The sequence below is a fragment of the Shinella sp. WSD5-1 genome (genome assembly GCF_963942435.1).
Taxonomy (GTDB): domain Bacteria; phylum Pseudomonadota; class Alphaproteobacteria; order Rhizobiales; family Rhizobiaceae; genus Shinella; species Shinella yambaruensis.
This window is the reverse complement of the sequence record NZ_OZ012607.1, coordinates 38,413-52,245: the sequence shown is the minus strand read 5'-3', so window position 1 is coordinate 52,245 and position 13,833 is coordinate 38,413. Positions and strand designations below refer to the sequence as shown.

General features: G+C 62.4%; 17 protein-coding genes. 8 read left to right on the top strand and 9 right to left on the bottom strand.

The window, feature by feature from the left end; translation table 11 throughout:
- Position 1 precedes the first annotated feature (1 nt).
- The 3 genes from traD to AABQ55_RS37135 are packed head-to-tail and all read left to right on the top strand — an operon-like array spanning position 2 to position 2,626.
- On the top strand, positions 2 to 217 hold the full coding sequence (gene traD / locus AABQ55_RS37145; RefSeq protein ID WP_064334766.1) for a type IV conjugative transfer system coupling protein TraD: 216 nt from the start codon (positions 2 to 4) through the stop codon (positions 215 to 217).
- The gene (gene traG / locus AABQ55_RS37140) at positions 204 to 2,126 is read left to right on the top strand and encodes a Ti-type conjugative transfer system protein TraG (RefSeq protein ID WP_272809702.1); all 1,923 of its coding nucleotides are present in this window, start codon (positions 204 to 206) and stop codon (positions 2,124 to 2,126) included. The genes traD and traG overlap by 14 nt, the downstream gene beginning before the upstream one ends.
- Positions 2,123 to 2,626 carry a thermonuclease family protein gene (locus tag AABQ55_RS37135; protein ID WP_242224983.1) on the top strand — a complete coding sequence of 168 codons (504 nt, stop codon included), beginning with the start codon at positions 2,123 to 2,125 and terminating at the stop codon, positions 2,624 to 2,626. Before traG ends, AABQ55_RS37135 begins: the two co-directional genes overlap by 4 nt.
- Positions 2,627 to 2,718: 92 nt before the next feature.
- Here AABQ55_RS37135 and AABQ55_RS37130 read toward each other — a convergent pair whose 3' ends face one another.
- Both AABQ55_RS37130 and AABQ55_RS37125 read right to left on the bottom strand, forming a co-directional pair.
- Complete coding sequence (locus AABQ55_RS37130) at positions 2,719 to 2,904, bottom strand: hypothetical protein (protein WP_064334764.1); 186 nt, start codon at positions 2,902 to 2,904, stop codon at positions 2,719 to 2,721.
- Positions 2,905 to 3,562: 658 nt separating this feature from the next.
- Positions 3,563 to 3,937: a winged helix-turn-helix transcriptional regulator gene (locus AABQ55_RS37125; protein WP_064334763.1), complete on the bottom strand. Its 375-nt coding sequence runs from the start codon at positions 3,935 to 3,937 to the stop codon at positions 3,563 to 3,565.
- A gap of 140 nt (positions 3,938 to 4,077) precedes the next feature.
- Here AABQ55_RS37125 and AABQ55_RS37120 point away from each other — a divergent pair, with 140 nt between their 5' ends.
- The 3 genes from AABQ55_RS37120 to AABQ55_RS37110 all read left to right on the top strand — a co-directional run bounded on the left by AABQ55_RS37120 (position 4,078) and on the right by AABQ55_RS37110 (position 6,681).
- Positions 4,078 to 5,118 (top strand): zinc-dependent alcohol dehydrogenase family protein, encoded by a 1,041-nt coding sequence (locus AABQ55_RS37120; RefSeq protein WP_245337564.1) that lies wholly within the window; start codon positions 4,078 to 4,080, stop codon positions 5,116 to 5,118.
- A gap of 66 nt (positions 5,119 to 5,184) precedes the next feature.
- Complete coding sequence (locus AABQ55_RS37115) at positions 5,185 to 6,165, top strand: LLM class flavin-dependent oxidoreductase (RefSeq protein WP_064334762.1); 981 nt, start codon at positions 5,185 to 5,187, stop codon at positions 6,163 to 6,165.
- 12 nt (positions 6,166 to 6,177) lie between these two features.
- Positions 6,178 to 6,681 (top strand): DUF1993 domain-containing protein, encoded by a 504-nt coding sequence (locus AABQ55_RS37110; protein WP_064334761.1) that lies wholly within the window; start codon positions 6,178 to 6,180, stop codon positions 6,679 to 6,681.
- Between the two features lie 368 nt (positions 6,682 to 7,049).
- On the opposite strand, the gene AABQ55_RS37105 is transcribed toward AABQ55_RS37110, so the two are convergent.
- Together AABQ55_RS37105 and AABQ55_RS37100 are read right to left on the bottom strand one after the other, a co-directional pair.
- On the bottom strand, positions 7,050 to 7,487 hold the full coding sequence (locus AABQ55_RS37105) for a type II toxin-antitoxin system VapC family toxin (protein WP_084438746.1): 438 nt from the start codon (positions 7,485 to 7,487) through the stop codon (positions 7,050 to 7,052).
- The gene (locus AABQ55_RS37100) at positions 7,487 to 7,735 is read right to left on the bottom strand and encodes a type II toxin-antitoxin system VapB family antitoxin (RefSeq protein ID WP_064334760.1); all 249 of its coding nucleotides are present in this window, start codon (positions 7,733 to 7,735) and stop codon (positions 7,487 to 7,489) included. Before AABQ55_RS37100 ends, AABQ55_RS37105 begins: the two co-directional genes overlap by 1 nt.
- A 195-nt stretch (positions 7,736 to 7,930) precedes the next feature.
- Between AABQ55_RS37100 and AABQ55_RS37095 the strand changes: the two genes are divergently transcribed.
- Positions 7,931 to 8,272, top strand: coding sequence for a WGR domain-containing protein (locus AABQ55_RS37095; RefSeq protein WP_084438745.1), 342 nt, complete (start codon positions 7,931 to 7,933; stop codon positions 8,270 to 8,272).
- A gap of 42 nt (positions 8,273 to 8,314) precedes the next feature.
- Here the strand turns inward: AABQ55_RS37095 and AABQ55_RS37090 are convergent, their stop codons facing one another.
- The 4 genes from AABQ55_RS37090 to AABQ55_RS37075 form a co-directional block, all read right to left on the bottom strand.
- Entirely contained in the window at positions 8,315 to 8,488 is a 174-nt protein-coding gene (locus AABQ55_RS37090; protein WP_168169021.1) for a hypothetical protein, read from the bottom strand.
- 344 nt (positions 8,489 to 8,832) lie between these two features.
- Positions 8,833 to 9,000, bottom strand: a complete 168-nt coding sequence (locus tag AABQ55_RS37085) for a hypothetical protein (protein WP_168169020.1) — start codon at positions 8,998 to 9,000, stop codon at positions 8,833 to 8,835.
- 284 nt (positions 9,001 to 9,284) lie between these two features.
- Positions 9,285 to 9,482 (bottom strand): hypothetical protein, encoded by a 198-nt coding sequence (locus tag AABQ55_RS37080; RefSeq protein WP_064334759.1) that lies wholly within the window; start codon positions 9,480 to 9,482, stop codon positions 9,285 to 9,287.
- Between the two features lie 57 nt (positions 9,483 to 9,539).
- Complete coding sequence (locus AABQ55_RS37075; protein WP_064334758.1) at positions 9,540 to 9,851, bottom strand: DUF736 domain-containing protein; 312 nt, start codon at positions 9,849 to 9,851, stop codon at positions 9,540 to 9,542.
- A 626-nt stretch (positions 9,852 to 10,477) separates the two neighbouring features.
- Between AABQ55_RS37075 and ltrA the strand changes: the two genes are divergently transcribed.
- A complete protein-coding gene (gene ltrA / locus AABQ55_RS37070; RefSeq protein WP_272809205.1) occupies positions 10,478 to 12,004 on the top strand; it encodes a group II intron reverse transcriptase/maturase in 1,527 nt (508 codons plus the stop codon).
- Positions 12,005 to 13,009: 1,005 nt separating this feature from the next.
- On the opposite strand, the gene AABQ55_RS37065 is transcribed toward ltrA, so the two are convergent.
- On the bottom strand, positions 13,010 to 13,402 hold the full coding sequence (locus AABQ55_RS37065; protein ID WP_064334757.1) for a hypothetical protein: 393 nt from the start codon (positions 13,400 to 13,402) through the stop codon (positions 13,010 to 13,012).
- Positions 13,403 to 13,833: the final 431 nt, after the last annotated feature.

Below are 13,833 nucleotides of genomic sequence, written 5' to 3'. Positions count from 1 at the left end.
GATGAACCGGACGACGACATCCGACGCGCGCAAGAAGGATACGCGCGAGAAGATCGAGCTGGGCGGCCTGATCGTCAAGGCCGGCTTGCGGTATGAAAAGCGGGCTCTGCTGCTCGGCGCACTGATCGAGCTGCGCCAGCGGCTCGAGCGTGACGCCGGCGAGCGGCCGCGGCTCACCGCCCTTGGCGCGGAGGGCTTCGGCAATGAAGGCGAATAGGGTGGCGCTCGTCGTCGCGCCGATCGCGCTGATGATCCTCGTCACCATCTCCATGGTTGGGATCGAGCAATGGTTATCCGCCTTCGGGAAAACAGATGCCGCGCGCCTCACGCTGGGGCGCGCCGGCATCACCTTCCCCTACGTCGCGGCTGCGGCCATAGGCATCCTCTTTCTGTTTGCCGCCGCAGGATCGGCCGACATCAAGTTTGCCGGCGGCGGCGTCACCGCCGGGAACGTGGTGACGATCATGATCGCGTTTGTGCGCGAGGCGATCCGCCTTGCGGCGATCTCGGCCGACGTAACGCAAGGCAAATCGGTGCTTTCCTATCTCGATCCCGCCACCATGCTCGGCGCGGGCGCGGCGACGATCGCGGCGGGGTTCGGATTGCGCGTCATGCTGAAGGGCAATGCCGCGTTTGCCCGAGCCATGCCGCGCCGCATTCGCGGGAAACGCGCCCTTCATGGCGAAGCCGAATGGATGAAGATGCCGGACGCACAAAAGCTCTTTCCCGATGTCGGTGGCATCGTCATCGGCGAACGCTATCGTGTCGATACGGACACCGTCGCCGCGCAAGCGTTCCGCGCGGATCGGCAGGAAACCTGGGGCTCGGGCGGCAAGTCACCGCTGCTCTGCTTCGACGGTTCTTTCGGCTCCAGCCACGGCATCGTCTTCGCCGGTTCGGGCGGCTACAAGACGACGTCCGTCACGATCCCGACCGCGCTCAAGTGGGGGAGCACGCTCATCGTGCTCGACCCGTCGAACGAGGTCGCGCCGATGGTCCTCGACCATCGCGCCAGGTCCGGGCGCGATGTCCACATTCTCGATCCGAAACGCCCGGAGATCGGCGTCAATGTCCTCGACTGGATCGGCCGGCACGGCGGGACGAAGGAGGAGGACATAGCCTCTGTCGCGTCATGGATCATGAGCGATAGCGGCCGGGCAAGCGGCGTGCGCGACGACTTCTTCCGGGCGTCGGGCCTGCAACTGCTGACCGCGCTGATTGCCGACGTCTGCCTGTCCGGTCATACCGAAGAGAAGGACCAGACCTTGCGCCAGGTTCGCAAGAACCTCGCCGAGCCGGAGCCACGGCTTCGCGAACGCCTCCAGACGATCCACGAAAACTCGAAATCCGACTTCGTGAAGGAGAACGTCGCCGCGTTCGTCAACATGACGCCGGAGACCTTTTCGGGCGTCTATGCGAATGCGGTGAAGGAAACGCACTGGCTTTCCTATCCGAACTATGCGGCGTTGGTGTCCGGCTCCAGCTTCACGACGGACGATCTGGCCGCCGGCACGGTCGACGTCTTCATCAACATCGACCTGAAGACGCTGGAGACGCATTCCGGTCTGGCACGGGTGATTATCGGCTCCTTCCTCAACGCGATCTACAATCGCGATGGGAATGTCGGCGGGAGGGCGCTGTTCCTCCTCGATGAGGTAGCACGTCTCGGCTATATGCGGATCCTCGAAACCGCGCGGGACGCAGGTCGCAAGTATGGCGTCACGCTCACGATGATCTACCAGTCGATCGGCCAGATGCGCGAGACCTATGGCGGCCGCGACGCGGCGAGCAAATGGTTCGAGAGCGCGAGCTGGATTTCCTTTGCGGCGATCAACGACCCCGAGACGGCCGACTACATCTCGAAGCGATGCGGCACGACGACGGTGGAAATCGACCAGATGAGCCGCAGCTCGGCGGCGAAGGGAACGTCGCGCACGCGCTCGAAGCAGCTGGCCGCCCGCGCCTTGATCCAGCCGCATGAAGTGCTGCGGATGCGCGGCGACGAGCAGATCGTCTTCACCGCCGGCAATCCGCCGCTGCGATGCGGCAGGGCGATCTGGTTCCGACGCGCCGACATGAAGACCTGCGTCGGCCAGAACCGATTCCATGGAGCTGCGAAACCATGAGAAACATTGGAACGCCGCTTGCAGTCGCCGCCGCGCTCGCCGCGGGCGTTGGCTGGGTCATGACCGGCGAAGGGCTCGGTCGATCGGATCGTCCGGCATCGTCCGTTCAGTCGTCTTCCGTCGTCGCCAGCGAACAGGATGACCTTTATGCGCAGTTCACGCTTTGCGGACATTCCGCCCGCGTGAACTGCGTGGTGGATGGCGATACGTTCTGGTTCCGCGGCGAGAAGATCCGTATTGCCGATATCGACGCGCCGGAAACTTCCGAACCGCGTTGCAACGCCGAGCGACAGGTCGGCCAAGTTGCCCGCGATCGACTGCTCGACATGCTCAATGACGGTGCATTCTCATTCTCCACGGTCGGCCGTGACAAAGATCGGTACGGTCGCATGCTGCGAACCGTGTGGCGATCGAACATCTCCTTCGGCGAGCAACTCGTCGTGGACGGACTTGCCGCGCGCTGGAACGCGCCGCGGCGCAATTGGTGCGCGCACGATTGATTGCGCGGATGCGTCGCAAGGACGCCTGCATCGGCGCCAACGCGAAGACGTCCAGCTCGGCGGCCCCGAGCTGGACGTCTTGCTCGATCGGCTCAGTGGGCCGAACGCCGATCATGGGGATTGTATTCGTGGATGATATAGAGATCGTCACCATCGTCGATCTCGTCGCTCGGAACGACGCCGTACTCGCCGCCGGCGCGGAAGAGGGTGACGGGAACCATCAAGGTCCGGGAGAGGTCGAAGGCGTGGTTCTGGGCGAGGGAAAGATCGTGCGACATTTTTGAGGCTCCATCCGGAGCGGGCCAATTCCCGCTGATGGCTCCTCGAAGGTCCGACCACGGTCGCGATCACCGTGAAGGCTTGCCGGAGCGGCCGCACGCTGGCGTAGCGGACCCTTTATGGGTTGATCGTAGAAGATCCGGGGATGGATCAGGACGCCATCACCAGAAAGCGGGATTGGGTCGCCTCTGGATCGAGCAAGGTTTCGCGCGATCGTTCTTCCTCATCGACGAGCCCCTCGCTCCTCGACCCCAGAGTTCCCGTCACCCTCTTCCGCGGCGGCATCGAGTGCGCCAAACCCATCGGCTCGATGCTGACCCGCCGCCTGACGTCAGCGGCCTACGCCCCGAATACTCGGCCTGATACAAGGACGACGATCGCATGTCAGCCCCACCTCTCCCCGTCCTTGAGCTCAGCGCGTGATGCGCATGGGAGAGGGATAGGGGTTAGCGCGCGCGGATGCCAGGAATGTTATCAGATCGGCGACCTCATCGGGTTTTGCCGGTCAATGCAAGCCTACGCGATGGCCGATCGCCTGCGGAATCCCGTCGCGTCGCCCCTCAAGCAGCGCCGCGAGTACAACCGACCAAATGAAGTCCATTCAATGGAGCCCGATATCAAACAAGCCGTCGTCCGACGACCACGTGAGATCCGGCATCAACGTTCCTGTGGCACCCCACCGCGCATCTCGCACTTGAGAAATGCCCAATCGATCAATGTCTCGATGGATGGACCGAGTGCTAGGCCGAGCTCGGTCAGCGCATATTCCACTTTGGGAGGCACCTGCGGATAGACCGTCCGGGTAACGATCCCGTCTTTCTCCAGCTCCTTGAGCTGCTGGATCAGCATTTTCTGGTTCACGCCCACGACGCGCTTTTCGAGTTCCGAGAAGCGAACCGGTGCCTTGGCTGCGAAGAGCTGGACGATGATGACGATCTTCCACTTTCCTTCCAGCACCCGCAGGGTTTCGCTCGTCGCGGCAGCCCATAGAAGCTGCTTTTCGTGATCGTCAGACTGCCAGTCTCGTTTCATAACTTACCTTTTGGTGAGTACCACACCAAAAGGTGTGTTCTTGTTATCCCGATAGGCTACCGCTATTTTCGGGTCCAGTAAATAGCCAGTGAAATCCGTGCTCGGCCAACACATCCGTTGGTCTCGGGTTTGGAATAGCTGTGCCGATCGAAAGGACGATTGAGACGATGAAGGCCATACGATGGACGGCTGGTGACAAGCCAGGCCTGTTGCTACACGACGAAGCCATGCCAGACCCCGGCCCGCACGAGGTTGTCGTAAAGGTTCATGCGGCGTCCTTGAACTTCCGCGACCAGGCAATCCTCGACGGTGCGTATGGCGGTCCGACGAAGCCGAATGGCGTGCCTTTGTCAGACGGGGCCGGTGAGGTGATCGCGGTCGGCCGCGAGGTCAAGCGCACAAAGGTCGGCGATCGCGTGTCGGCATCCTGCTGCCAGCACTGGATCGGTGGACCTGCGCGTCCGGAGTATCAGGCCGACAGCCTGGGCATGACGACGGACGGATGGCTGGCGGAGACCATTCTGCTGCACGAGAACGCCATCGTGCACCTGCCGGACTACATGTCCTATGCGGAGGCGGCGTCGCTTCCGTGCGCCGCCGTCACAGCCTGGACGGGGCTTAACCTGTCGTCGCCCCTTCAGGCGGGCGAGACGGTGCTGGTTCAGGGCACCGGCGGCGTGGCGCTGTTCGCGCTGCAGGTCGCGAAGATGTTCGGCGCGAAGGTTCTCGCGATTACCTCGTCGGACGAGAAGGCGGAACGGCTTAAGACGCTGGGTGCCGCCGCCGTCGTCAACTACCGGTCCCATCCGGAATGGGACAAGGAGATCCTGGCCCTGACGGACGGGCGAGGCGTCGACAAGACCATCGACATCGCAGGCGAGAAGACGATCGTGCAGTCGGCGGCCGCGACCCGAAACGGGGGCGACATCTCGCTCGTCGGGTTCACCAGCGGCTTCGGTGGCGGTTTGCCGCCGATCGACATCCTCGCCAAGTCGCTTCACGTCGCCGGCACATCGATCGGGTCGCGGGCGAGCTTCGAGGCACTCTTGCGAGCCATGGCCTTGCACGAGGTGCACCCCGTCCTGGATCAGGTCTTTGCGTTCGCGGACTACCAGTCCGCCTATCAGCGCCTGAAAAGCGGCAACCACATCGGCAAGGTTGTGATCGATGTCACGCGTTGAAGCGATCGTATGCCTCGGCGGGGCGGCTGCACTCGCCGGCCGCGCTTCCGAGAGGAACCCTACACGATGATCCGACTGTCCATCCTCGAACTCGGACGCGTCCGGCAAGGGTCCGATCGTCGCACGGCGCTTGATAACGCGCGCACGCTTGCCCAGCATGCCGAGCGCTTGGGTTTCCAGCGTTTCTGGGTAGCCGAGCATCACAACTCACCGGCGGTCACCACGGCAGCGACGTCGGTTGTCGTGTCTCATATCGCGGCAGGTACGACGACGATCCGCGTTGGTGCCGGCGGCGTCATGCTGCCCAACCACGCGCCTTATGTCATCGCGGAACAATTCGGAACTCTGGAAACTCTCCATCCGGGCCGTATCGACCTGGGGCTCGGTCGCGCCCCCGGCACCGACCAGACGACCTTGCGTGCGCTGCGGCGGGACCCCGGCAACGCGGAAAACTTTCCCCAGGACGTACTTGAGCTGCAGGCGTTTCTCGCCCCCAAGGGCGAAGCGCAGCGGATAGAGGCGGTTCCGGGCTCCGGAACCAACGTGCCGTTGTGGATATTGGGTTCAAGCCTTTACGGGGCGCAACTCGCCGCCGTGCTCGGTCTTCCTTATGCCTTCGGGTCGCAGTTTTCCCCTCATTCACTTCATCAGGCGCTTGAACTCTACCGGGGTAATTTCCAGCCCTCGGAGCAACTGCAGAAGCCCTATGCGATGATCGGGGTCAATGTGATCGCGGCGGAAACGGATGACGAGGCCCGCATTCTCGCAACGTCCCAGCAAATGACATTCGCCGATATGTTCCGGGGCATGCCAAGCCTGCTCAAGCCACCCGTGGACGATATCGAAGCCTACTGGACGCCGCGGGAGAAGGCGCAAACCGAACAGATGCTGAGCTGCAGCGTGGTGGGCAGCGCCGAAACCGTCCGCGCGGGGCTCAAGCAGCTTGTCGCCGACACCGGCGCCGATGAGTTGATGATCGTCTCCGACATCTTTGACTTCGGCAAGCGCGTGCGCTCGCTCGACATAACAGCCCAGGCTGCAACCTAACGAAGGACCTTCATGATGTACGCGCAAATCACGCAATTCACCAAAATGCTCCACACCCTTTCCCGTCTTCTTGATAAGGCGGACAAGCACGCCGAGGCACATAATTTTGCGCCGGAAGTTCTTCTGAACGCGCGTCTTTTACCAGATATGCTGCCACTCACAAGCCAGGTTCAGATGGCATGTGATACGGCGAGGCTCGCCACCTCAGTCTTGGCCGGCAAACAGATTCCGATTTTCGACGACAGTGAGAAAACGATCCCGGAACTCAAGGCTCTGATCGAGAAGACGATCGCGTATGTCTCTTCAATGAAAGAAAGCGATTTTTCCGGTTGGGAAGAAAGAAGAGTTGCTCCTCCGGGCTGGGCCGGAGCTTTCCTCGGAAAGGATTATTTCTACCAGCATGGCGTTCCAAATTTTTATTTTCACATGGTTACGGCATACGCGATCCTTCGGCACAAAGGCGTTCGGATCGGAAAGATGGACTACATCGGTCAGCTACCTTTCCTGAGGCAATAGCTGCACCTTCACGGTCCCATGATCCTTCAAGATTCCGGAGGCGCTACCTCCGGAGCTCCGTCACCTCGTCCCTGAGTAAGAGTCGATCACGGCAGTGCGTTCTCGTCATCGCCGTCGTACTGCAGAGAAGTCCCTCGTCATCCGATTACAGGTCAACGCTTCTTCACGTGCTGGTAGCGCCATCGATAGGAGACCTCAGCGTTTGGTTCTTTTCGAACAATTCCACGGCAGAATCTCCTTGATCCGGCCGGATTCCTCTTGCGAGATATGGGCGTCACCCGGATGGGAGGAGACCGCTTGCGGGCTCCGGGAGCGCAGCGAATAGCACACGGTCGCCGAAGGCGGCTCGCCCTTGTCAATCATCGGCGTCAGGCGATTTCGATGTCGGTTCTGGAGAAGTCGTCGCCCTTGAACAGGAGAGGCAAGCGGTATTCCCTGGCGCAGGCATAGACGAAGCAGTCTCCCATGTTCAAACGCGCCGGATGGGCAACGAATTTGCCGAAGGTGCGCGCCGCTTCCACGGCCTTGCGATGCGTTGTGCCGCTGATGGTCAACTCTCTGACCCGCAGCGCCTCCAGCAGGGCATCGACATGGCGCTGGGCCTCGTCAATGATCGCGGGCGGAATGGGTGCCTGATTGCCGTGCTGCTCGTTGGCGATCCGCCGCGCGAGGCTTATGACCGCCTCGAACACCGTCATCGACGAGCAATAGATCGGCTTGGTCGCGCGTTCGAGCTTGGCGACAAGATAGCCGGCTTCGTCTTCCTTAGTGAGGATCGAGATGATTGCCGAGGCGTCGAGATACATCAGGCGTCCCACATGTCGTCGCTGAAAGCCTTCATGTCGAAGGGCTTCGGATTAGGGCCGAGCTGCGCCGCGACCTCGTCCTGAATCTTGCGAATGCGCTCTACCAGGGGTATGGTTTCCTTCGCACGCGCAAGCTCGTTTTCGAGAGCGCGGCGGACGGCCTCGGTCTTGTTGGGGGCATTGGTCAGCTTCTGGACCTTCTTCGCCAGCTCGTCGACATCGCTGTCTCGGATATAGAGGGAAGACATCGGACTTTCCTTCTTCGTATATTCCTCACTGAATATACGAATATTCTATATGGAATATACAGTCACTTCAAGCTGCGAGATGTGGGCGTCACCCGCATGGGCGGAGACCGTATACGGGCTTCGGGAGTGCAGAGACTAGCACGCGGTCGCCGAAGGCGGCTCGCCCGGATCATCCCATAGGCATCCATCAAAGGAATGAATCATAGGAGACCGACCGATTCAGAACTGTCGTTGGACACCGATACCGTGGTCGGCGACGATTCCGCCATGATCACCCAGCCCTACCAGCTTTATGTCGAGCGCACCGAGCCATCGAAGAACATGGCGCGATATTACTCCATGACCATCGAGCCGACGCTGTTCGGAACGGCCTGCCTGACACGGCGATGGGGACGTATCGGCAAAATGGGCCAGGAAAAGGTGCATCATTTCCAGCGGGAAGAAGATGCCGTCCATCTTTTCCTCGACGTCCTGCGCCAGAAGCGGGCACGCGGCTACCGACCGGCGGGGACAAACCGAGCGATCCGTACTGCATGAAGACGGCAAAGAGGCACGCGCAGGCGGGCCTCGCCGGACGCCTCATCGGCGTCGGTTCCAGTCGGTCTCGAAGGCGACTTCGATCTCGACGAAGAACGGGATCTTGATCGCGATCTTCAGGCCGAGCTTGCCCTTGCGGAAGAAATGGGCGGCGACCTTGCCCAGGGCTCGGAGGCGGCGACCGGTGGCGGTGAGGAATTTGGCGAGTTGGCGCATGATCTCTACTCCTTTCGATAAGCTGTCATTGCGGGGAAAGGCGGCAGCCCGGAGAGGCGCGCTGCACCGGGACGGCCGCAGCGGACGCGGAGGACCAGGCGGCGCCTGAATTTTGTCGCGCGAGGAGCCGCAGGCGGGGAAAATTCTGGAGGCGGCGGGTTGCGGCGCGCCGGGAGGGCTGCAACATCCCCGATGCTGATGACAGGGCATCGAAAGGAAGGAGCGGCAACCGGCTTTCCCTCCTCCGATCGCTTCCCTCCCGCCTGGAAAGGCGGAGCAGAGCTTCGCGCCGGTTGCGCCGGTCGATCCGGCGCGGCTGGCCCATCGACACGGCAGAAACCGCCCTAGAAGGGCGGCTCGGCGCTGATGCGGCCGTCCTGTTCGGCCAGGATCGTTTCTCGTTCGGCCCGCGCCAGGCCGAGTTCGGCCTCGATCTGGCGGCGCTCCGCGGGATCGGCGTTGCGGACTTCGGCTTCGAGTTCCAGGATCGTGCGGTCGAGGTCGTAGGTCATCGTCGTCTCCTTGACGTTTTGTGAAAGACGACGCGCGCGGTCATGGTGGCAGGCAGGGGTCAAGGATCGCGGAACGCGACCGGCGGAGCCGGCGAGTGGGGGAGCCGAATTTCTGCGCGGCCCGCAAGGGACGGGACTGAAATTTGGGGGAACCGCTCGTCCTTGAGGCCTGCCTGCCGCCATGGCACCCTCGGACAGACTGAGCAGACTTTTCCTCTCCGTATGGCACCCACCAACCCGCGAGCGGGCTCGACGCTGCTCGCGGGTTCGGTTTCAGCCGGCGACTATCGCCAATCGGGATCATCGGCGATGCCGACCTCGCGAAGACGCCGCTCATCGTCGTAGCCGATGACCTCGTAGTCGTCCGATTTCCAGGTGTAGTCGCCGCGCCAGATGTCTTCGATCTGCGCCCAGGAGCCATCGGGCCATATGGCAAAATCCTTCGGGTTCAGCTGGCGTCTTTCTTCGATGCGTGTGGTCATAACCGCTCCTTGTTTCTTGGAGAGAAAGCCTCGCCTTTCGGCGAGGCAGTTCCGGTGTCAGGCGTCGCGCTTCGGGCGGTTCCAGACCAGGTCGTAGTCGCCGTCGGCCTGGCTCGGCCACAAGGCAGCATTGATCGGGAAGGCGAAGCTCGGGTCGTCGAGCTTGACCGAGATGTAGGGTTCGCCGTCGGTGGAGGTAGCGTTCCAGCCTGCGCCGACCTCGGCCATGCCCGCCATCACGCGGAAGTCGGGAGCGTCGCGGGAGGTGCGCTGGATCGGGACCAGGCGGGCTTTCATCTGGACGGTGAGCGTGCGGACCTGACCGGTGATGGTATTGCCGTTGGTGGAGAAGTTGCCGATGATAGCCATTTTCGAGATCCGTGCGCCAAGAGTGACGGCTGGAAACCGTCACGCGCACTTTTTGCCCCTGCAGGGTGGGAGACCCTGCCGCCAACGCGCCGCAAGCGCGGGGGCTGAAGCAGACGGGTGAGGTAAGCCGGGTGCCTTCGGCAAGCCATAAATAAGCAGAACCCGTCAAAGTCGGACGGCCAGGGACTTCCGCCCGTGGCCGGTCCGGCAAGCATGCCTGTTATGGGAAGAATAATCGAACCGATGTTTGAAGCCTCGTTGCAACATGGAACCTGCCAAGCCGGAAGTGGGCAGGTCGGTCGAAAGACCGGAGAAGCGCCGATCTCCGCTGGATTACCGGGGATCAGGGGCGTGCGCGGTCGCGCGCGTCAGCCAGCGGCCCAGCTTGCGGTGGCCGATGGCCGGAGTTCTCACGGGGTAGAGTCGGTCCCTAAGGCAGGCGAAGGGACAACAGGTGAACTTGGGAACCTTGCCGTGTTCTCTCCCGCCGGACGGCGCGAGATGATCGAGGCGACCGATGATCGGCGCGGCTGGGGGCGGAGTCTTCGTAGTAGTCCGAGGGCGGGAAAGCCGTCCACATGGCGAAGGGAGACAGTGAGTGAAGCAAGCCGGCAGGAGGTGGGCCGATGAAGCCCGATGCGGTGAATACCGTGTTCGTCCTCGACATGCAGCGCAAACTTCACAGGTGGAGTGTCGCGGACGCCGACAAGGTGTTCGCGGATCTGTTCAACATCGTATGCGACCGCAGGACGCTCTCGGAAAGCTGGCGACGCTTGTCCCGTAACAAGGGCAGTCGAACACCGGGAACCGATGGCGTCACGCGGAAAACGGTTGAAGAGCGGCCGGGCGGCGCTGTGCAATTCGTCGAGGATATCCGAAATGAGCTGCGCGGCGGCACATATCGGCCCGAGCCTGTCCGGCAAAGGCTGATCCCAAAACCGGGCAAACCCGGCAAGGTGCGTCCACTCGGCATTCCAACGCTCAAGGACCGACTGGTACAAATGGCTTTGAAGCTCGTGCTGGAACCGATCTTCGAGGCGGACTTTTATCCGACCTCATACGGCTTCCGGCCCGGCAGGAGCACCCATGATGCGCTGGCGAACATCCAGCGTCATTTGCACCCCACACCCAGCGGCACCTCCGAGTACCGCTTCGTGATCGAAGGGGACATCAGGGGCTGCTTCGACGCCGTCGATCATCATGTGCTGATGGAGCGAGTACGCTGCCGTGTCGGAGATCGAAAGGTTCTCTGGCTCGTACTCGCCTTCCTGAAGGCCGGTGTCATGGTCGAGGGCTCCGTCCGCCACCCTGTCACGGGCACCCCGCAGGGTGGCATCATCTCGCCGTTGCTGGCCAACATCTATCTGGCTGCCATTGACGAGAGGTATGGACGGTGGTCGATGCGTCCTCGCGAGCGACCGCAGAATGCAGCCGATCGGCGGCTTTACGACCGCCGGAGAAACAGGCCGACATTCTTCGCCGTTCGATATGCCGACGACTTCGTCGTGCTGACGGACGGAACACGTGAGGAAGCGGAGACCGAAAAGCTGGCGCTAGCGCAGTTCCTACAGCAGGAATTGCGCATGGAACTGTCGATGGAAAAGACCAGGATCACCCAGGTTGGGGAAGGCTTCGACTTCCTCGGCTATCGGGTAGTGCAGACCAAGGCTCGCCGCACCGGCCGTATGGTCGGCAATCTCTTCATACCGAAGAGCAAGCTGAAGGATCTGCGCCACAAGATCAAGGTCAGGGTGAAGGAGACACCGACAGGTCAATCCCTTGCCGATCTCATCGAGAGCCTCAACCCGGTCATCACCGGCTGGCGAAATTACTACCGCTACGCCACATGGGCCACGCGGGACTTCTCCGGTCTGGATTGGTGGCTATGGGAGCGCATCGGGCGATGGCTGCGCAAGAAGTATCGAAAGGCGACATGGCGTGAGCTATGTCGCCGCTTCCGTGCAACAGCACCCGACAGCCGCTGGCGATGGGTCGACGGACCGAAATCGCTGCGGTTCTTCCGGGAGGGCGGGTCAACCCGCTTCCCGTTCCGGGGCATACGAATACCAAACGGATGGAACGACCCTGACGAGAAGTTCCGAAAAGGAGCTGATCGCTTCTGGGCATCGTTCGACACCCTCATGTCCGTGTGAGGGCCACCCGTGGCGATAGCCACGCATGGAGAGCCGGTGGCTTGGAAAACTTGCACGTCCGGTTCGGCGAGAGGGGCGCAGAAACCACCTGCCGCGAGGCAGGCAGGCGCTGTGCTCCTACTCTACTTTCGGGTTGCTCGGGTCGCGTCCATCGCGACCTCGATGGCTGTCGAAAGGATCGGGGACGATCGGACCGCACCCCTTGGGCCGGAACGCAGTGGAGGGCGGCCGGAGGCGGCTTTCTTGTTTCGCGAGGAATGGCGGCGCAGCCGACAGGGGAAGAAAGTCGGGGGAGGCCGTTGCGGGAAGACGATCGAGGCGCAGCCGGTCTCCGATCAGACATGCCACATCGAGGACGTGGTGGCCGCGCCAGGGTTGACCAAACCGGAAGGGTCTCGGAAATGGCGGGCCGTCATCGTCAGCACCACTTCGCTGCCGACGACAACCTCGTCGGCTCCAATGGGCTGCAGCTATGGGTTCGGTGTGCCCGCCGCAGACGATTGAGCCCACTGCCTCCGATATCGCTCCCTCCGCGTTGCCTGCCGGAGGGTTTTCCTCGAATGCCGGTAGGACGACGACGCCCTCGACGGCACGGAATCCTCCTCTTCCGCAGGCATAGGGGCACCGCTTCCATGCACTCCGCGCATCTAATGCCATGGCAGCGCCCTGCCGCCGGGTTCACCTGGGCTGGAGCCGTCGAACAGATGACTGATGCCCAGCCCGCCTGCCAAGGCGGGGCGCTCCCGGTCTTCCGGGTGCCCCGCCATCCACCATGAGCAAGCGCGATCATTCGCACCCATCTGGAGAAGACAGCGCAGCCGGGGCAACACTAGGGGCGGCGAAGCGCCGACCCGGACAAGTCGATCGTCACCGGCATCGGCGGAGACGGCCGAAGGCTGGCTGCGTGCCGGAGGCATAGAGCGCGGTCGCCGCAGGCGATGGCCAGAACCAAGATGCGGCGAGAGCCTGCCGGTCCCGACGATCCGCGTGGCTCCGTGGATCGACCTACGGCGCGACCTTTGCCTTCGCGCCGCACAGGATGAGCTGCCTGATGTGCGCGCGGACCTCGCGTTCCGTTCCGTAAAATCGATCCTGCCCTTCGGGATAGGCGATCATCCAGGGTTCATCGGCTCCCATCATGGTCGCCTCGAAGAGGTCGCCATTGCCCGCGGTGACGGAAATAGCGCGGATCGGCGATGCCGAAGATTGATCCCGCACCAGTGAAAATGACACCAACCAGCCCGGGCCATGGGAATTTCGCAGCGCCTGCATGACGCCTGTGGTTCGCGCATTCATCCAGTCATCGCGCAGACTGGCTTTCCAGTACCGCCCATGCTCGATGGCATAGGCTCTGATGGCATTGTGCTCGGCTCGGGTGAGCGGACGCAGCTTAGTCATGGGCTTTCCTTTCAGAGGGAGGGACGAAATGGGTGGGTCCGGAGCGGCCGGGCGTCGATCGCGCCGCAGAGCCGCGAAGCGGGCAAGGCGGGATCTGAAGAGATGAAGAGCATCGGAGAAATGAGCATCGCGACGGCCGCTGGCCGGCATTTCGGGAATTCTCGACGCGCCGGCGCGGGAAGCAGGGCAGCCGCAGGAGCCTCAGCGTAGCGCCTCGAAGAGGAGGCGGGATCGACTGCCCCCCGCGGCGGCGCTCCGTGCTCTGTTGAGGACGGCTCCCTACCGCAAGCACCGGCTGATGCCGGAGACGTTGGAATTTCATGGCAGGATTTCGATATTCTGGCACTTTCATGAAAGTCGCAGTCATCGCCAGTGGCTAAGAATTCGACTGCTCCCGGTTCGTTGCAAGGCCGGGAGTGGTCAGAGAGTGG

Coding starts and splice junctions, on each gene's coding strand:
- AABQ55_RS37125 (WP_064334763.1), bottom strand. CDS start 3,937: ATGAAACGAGACTGGCAGTCTGACGATCACGAAAAGCAGCTTCTATGG.
- AABQ55_RS37110 (WP_064334761.1), top strand. CDS start 6,178: ATGATGTACGCGCAAATCACGCAATTCACCAAAATGCTCCACACCCTT.
- AABQ55_RS37100 (WP_064334760.1), bottom strand. CDS start 7,735: ATGTCTTCCCTCTATATCCGAGACAGCGATGTCGACGAGCTGGCGAAG.
- AABQ55_RS37095 (WP_084438745.1), top strand. CDS start 7,931: ATGAATCATAGGAGACCGACCGATTCAGAACTGTCGTTGGACACCGAT.
- AABQ55_RS37135 (WP_242224983.1), top strand. CDS start 2,123: ATGAGAAACATTGGAACGCCGCTTGCAGTCGCCGCCGCGCTCGCCGCG.
- AABQ55_RS37075 (WP_064334758.1), bottom strand. CDS start 9,851: ATGGCTATCATCGGCAACTTCTCCACCAACGGCAATACCATCACCGGT.
- AABQ55_RS37105 (WP_084438746.1), bottom strand. CDS start 7,487: ATGTATCTCGACGCCTCGGCAATCATCTCGATCCTCACTAAGGAAGAC.
- AABQ55_RS37080 (WP_064334759.1), bottom strand. CDS start 9,482: ATGACCACACGCATCGAAGAAAGACGCCAGCTGAACCCGAAGGATTTT.
- ltrA (WP_272809205.1), top strand. CDS start 10,478: ATGAAGCCCGATGCGGTGAATACCGTGTTCGTCCTCGACATGCAGCGC.
- traG (WP_272809702.1), top strand. CDS start 204: ATGAAGGCGAATAGGGTGGCGCTCGTCGTCGCGCCGATCGCGCTGATG.
- AABQ55_RS37090 (WP_168169021.1), bottom strand. CDS start 8,488: ATGCGCCAACTCGCCAAATTCCTCACCGCCACCGGTCGCCGCCTCCGA.
- AABQ55_RS37130 (WP_064334764.1), bottom strand. CDS start 2,904: ATGTCGCACGATCTTTCCCTCGCCCAGAACCACGCCTTCGACCTCTCC.
- AABQ55_RS37065 (WP_064334757.1), bottom strand. CDS start 13,402: ATGACTAAGCTGCGTCCGCTCACCCGAGCCGAGCACAATGCCATCAGA.
- AABQ55_RS37115 (WP_064334762.1), top strand. CDS start 5,185: ATGATCCGACTGTCCATCCTCGAACTCGGACGCGTCCGGCAAGGGTCC.
- AABQ55_RS37085 (WP_168169020.1), bottom strand. CDS start 9,000: ATGACCTACGACCTCGACCGCACGATCCTGGAACTCGAAGCCGAAGTC.
- traD (WP_064334766.1), top strand. CDS start 2: ATGAACCGGACGACGACATCCGACGCGCGCAAGAAGGATACGCGCGAG.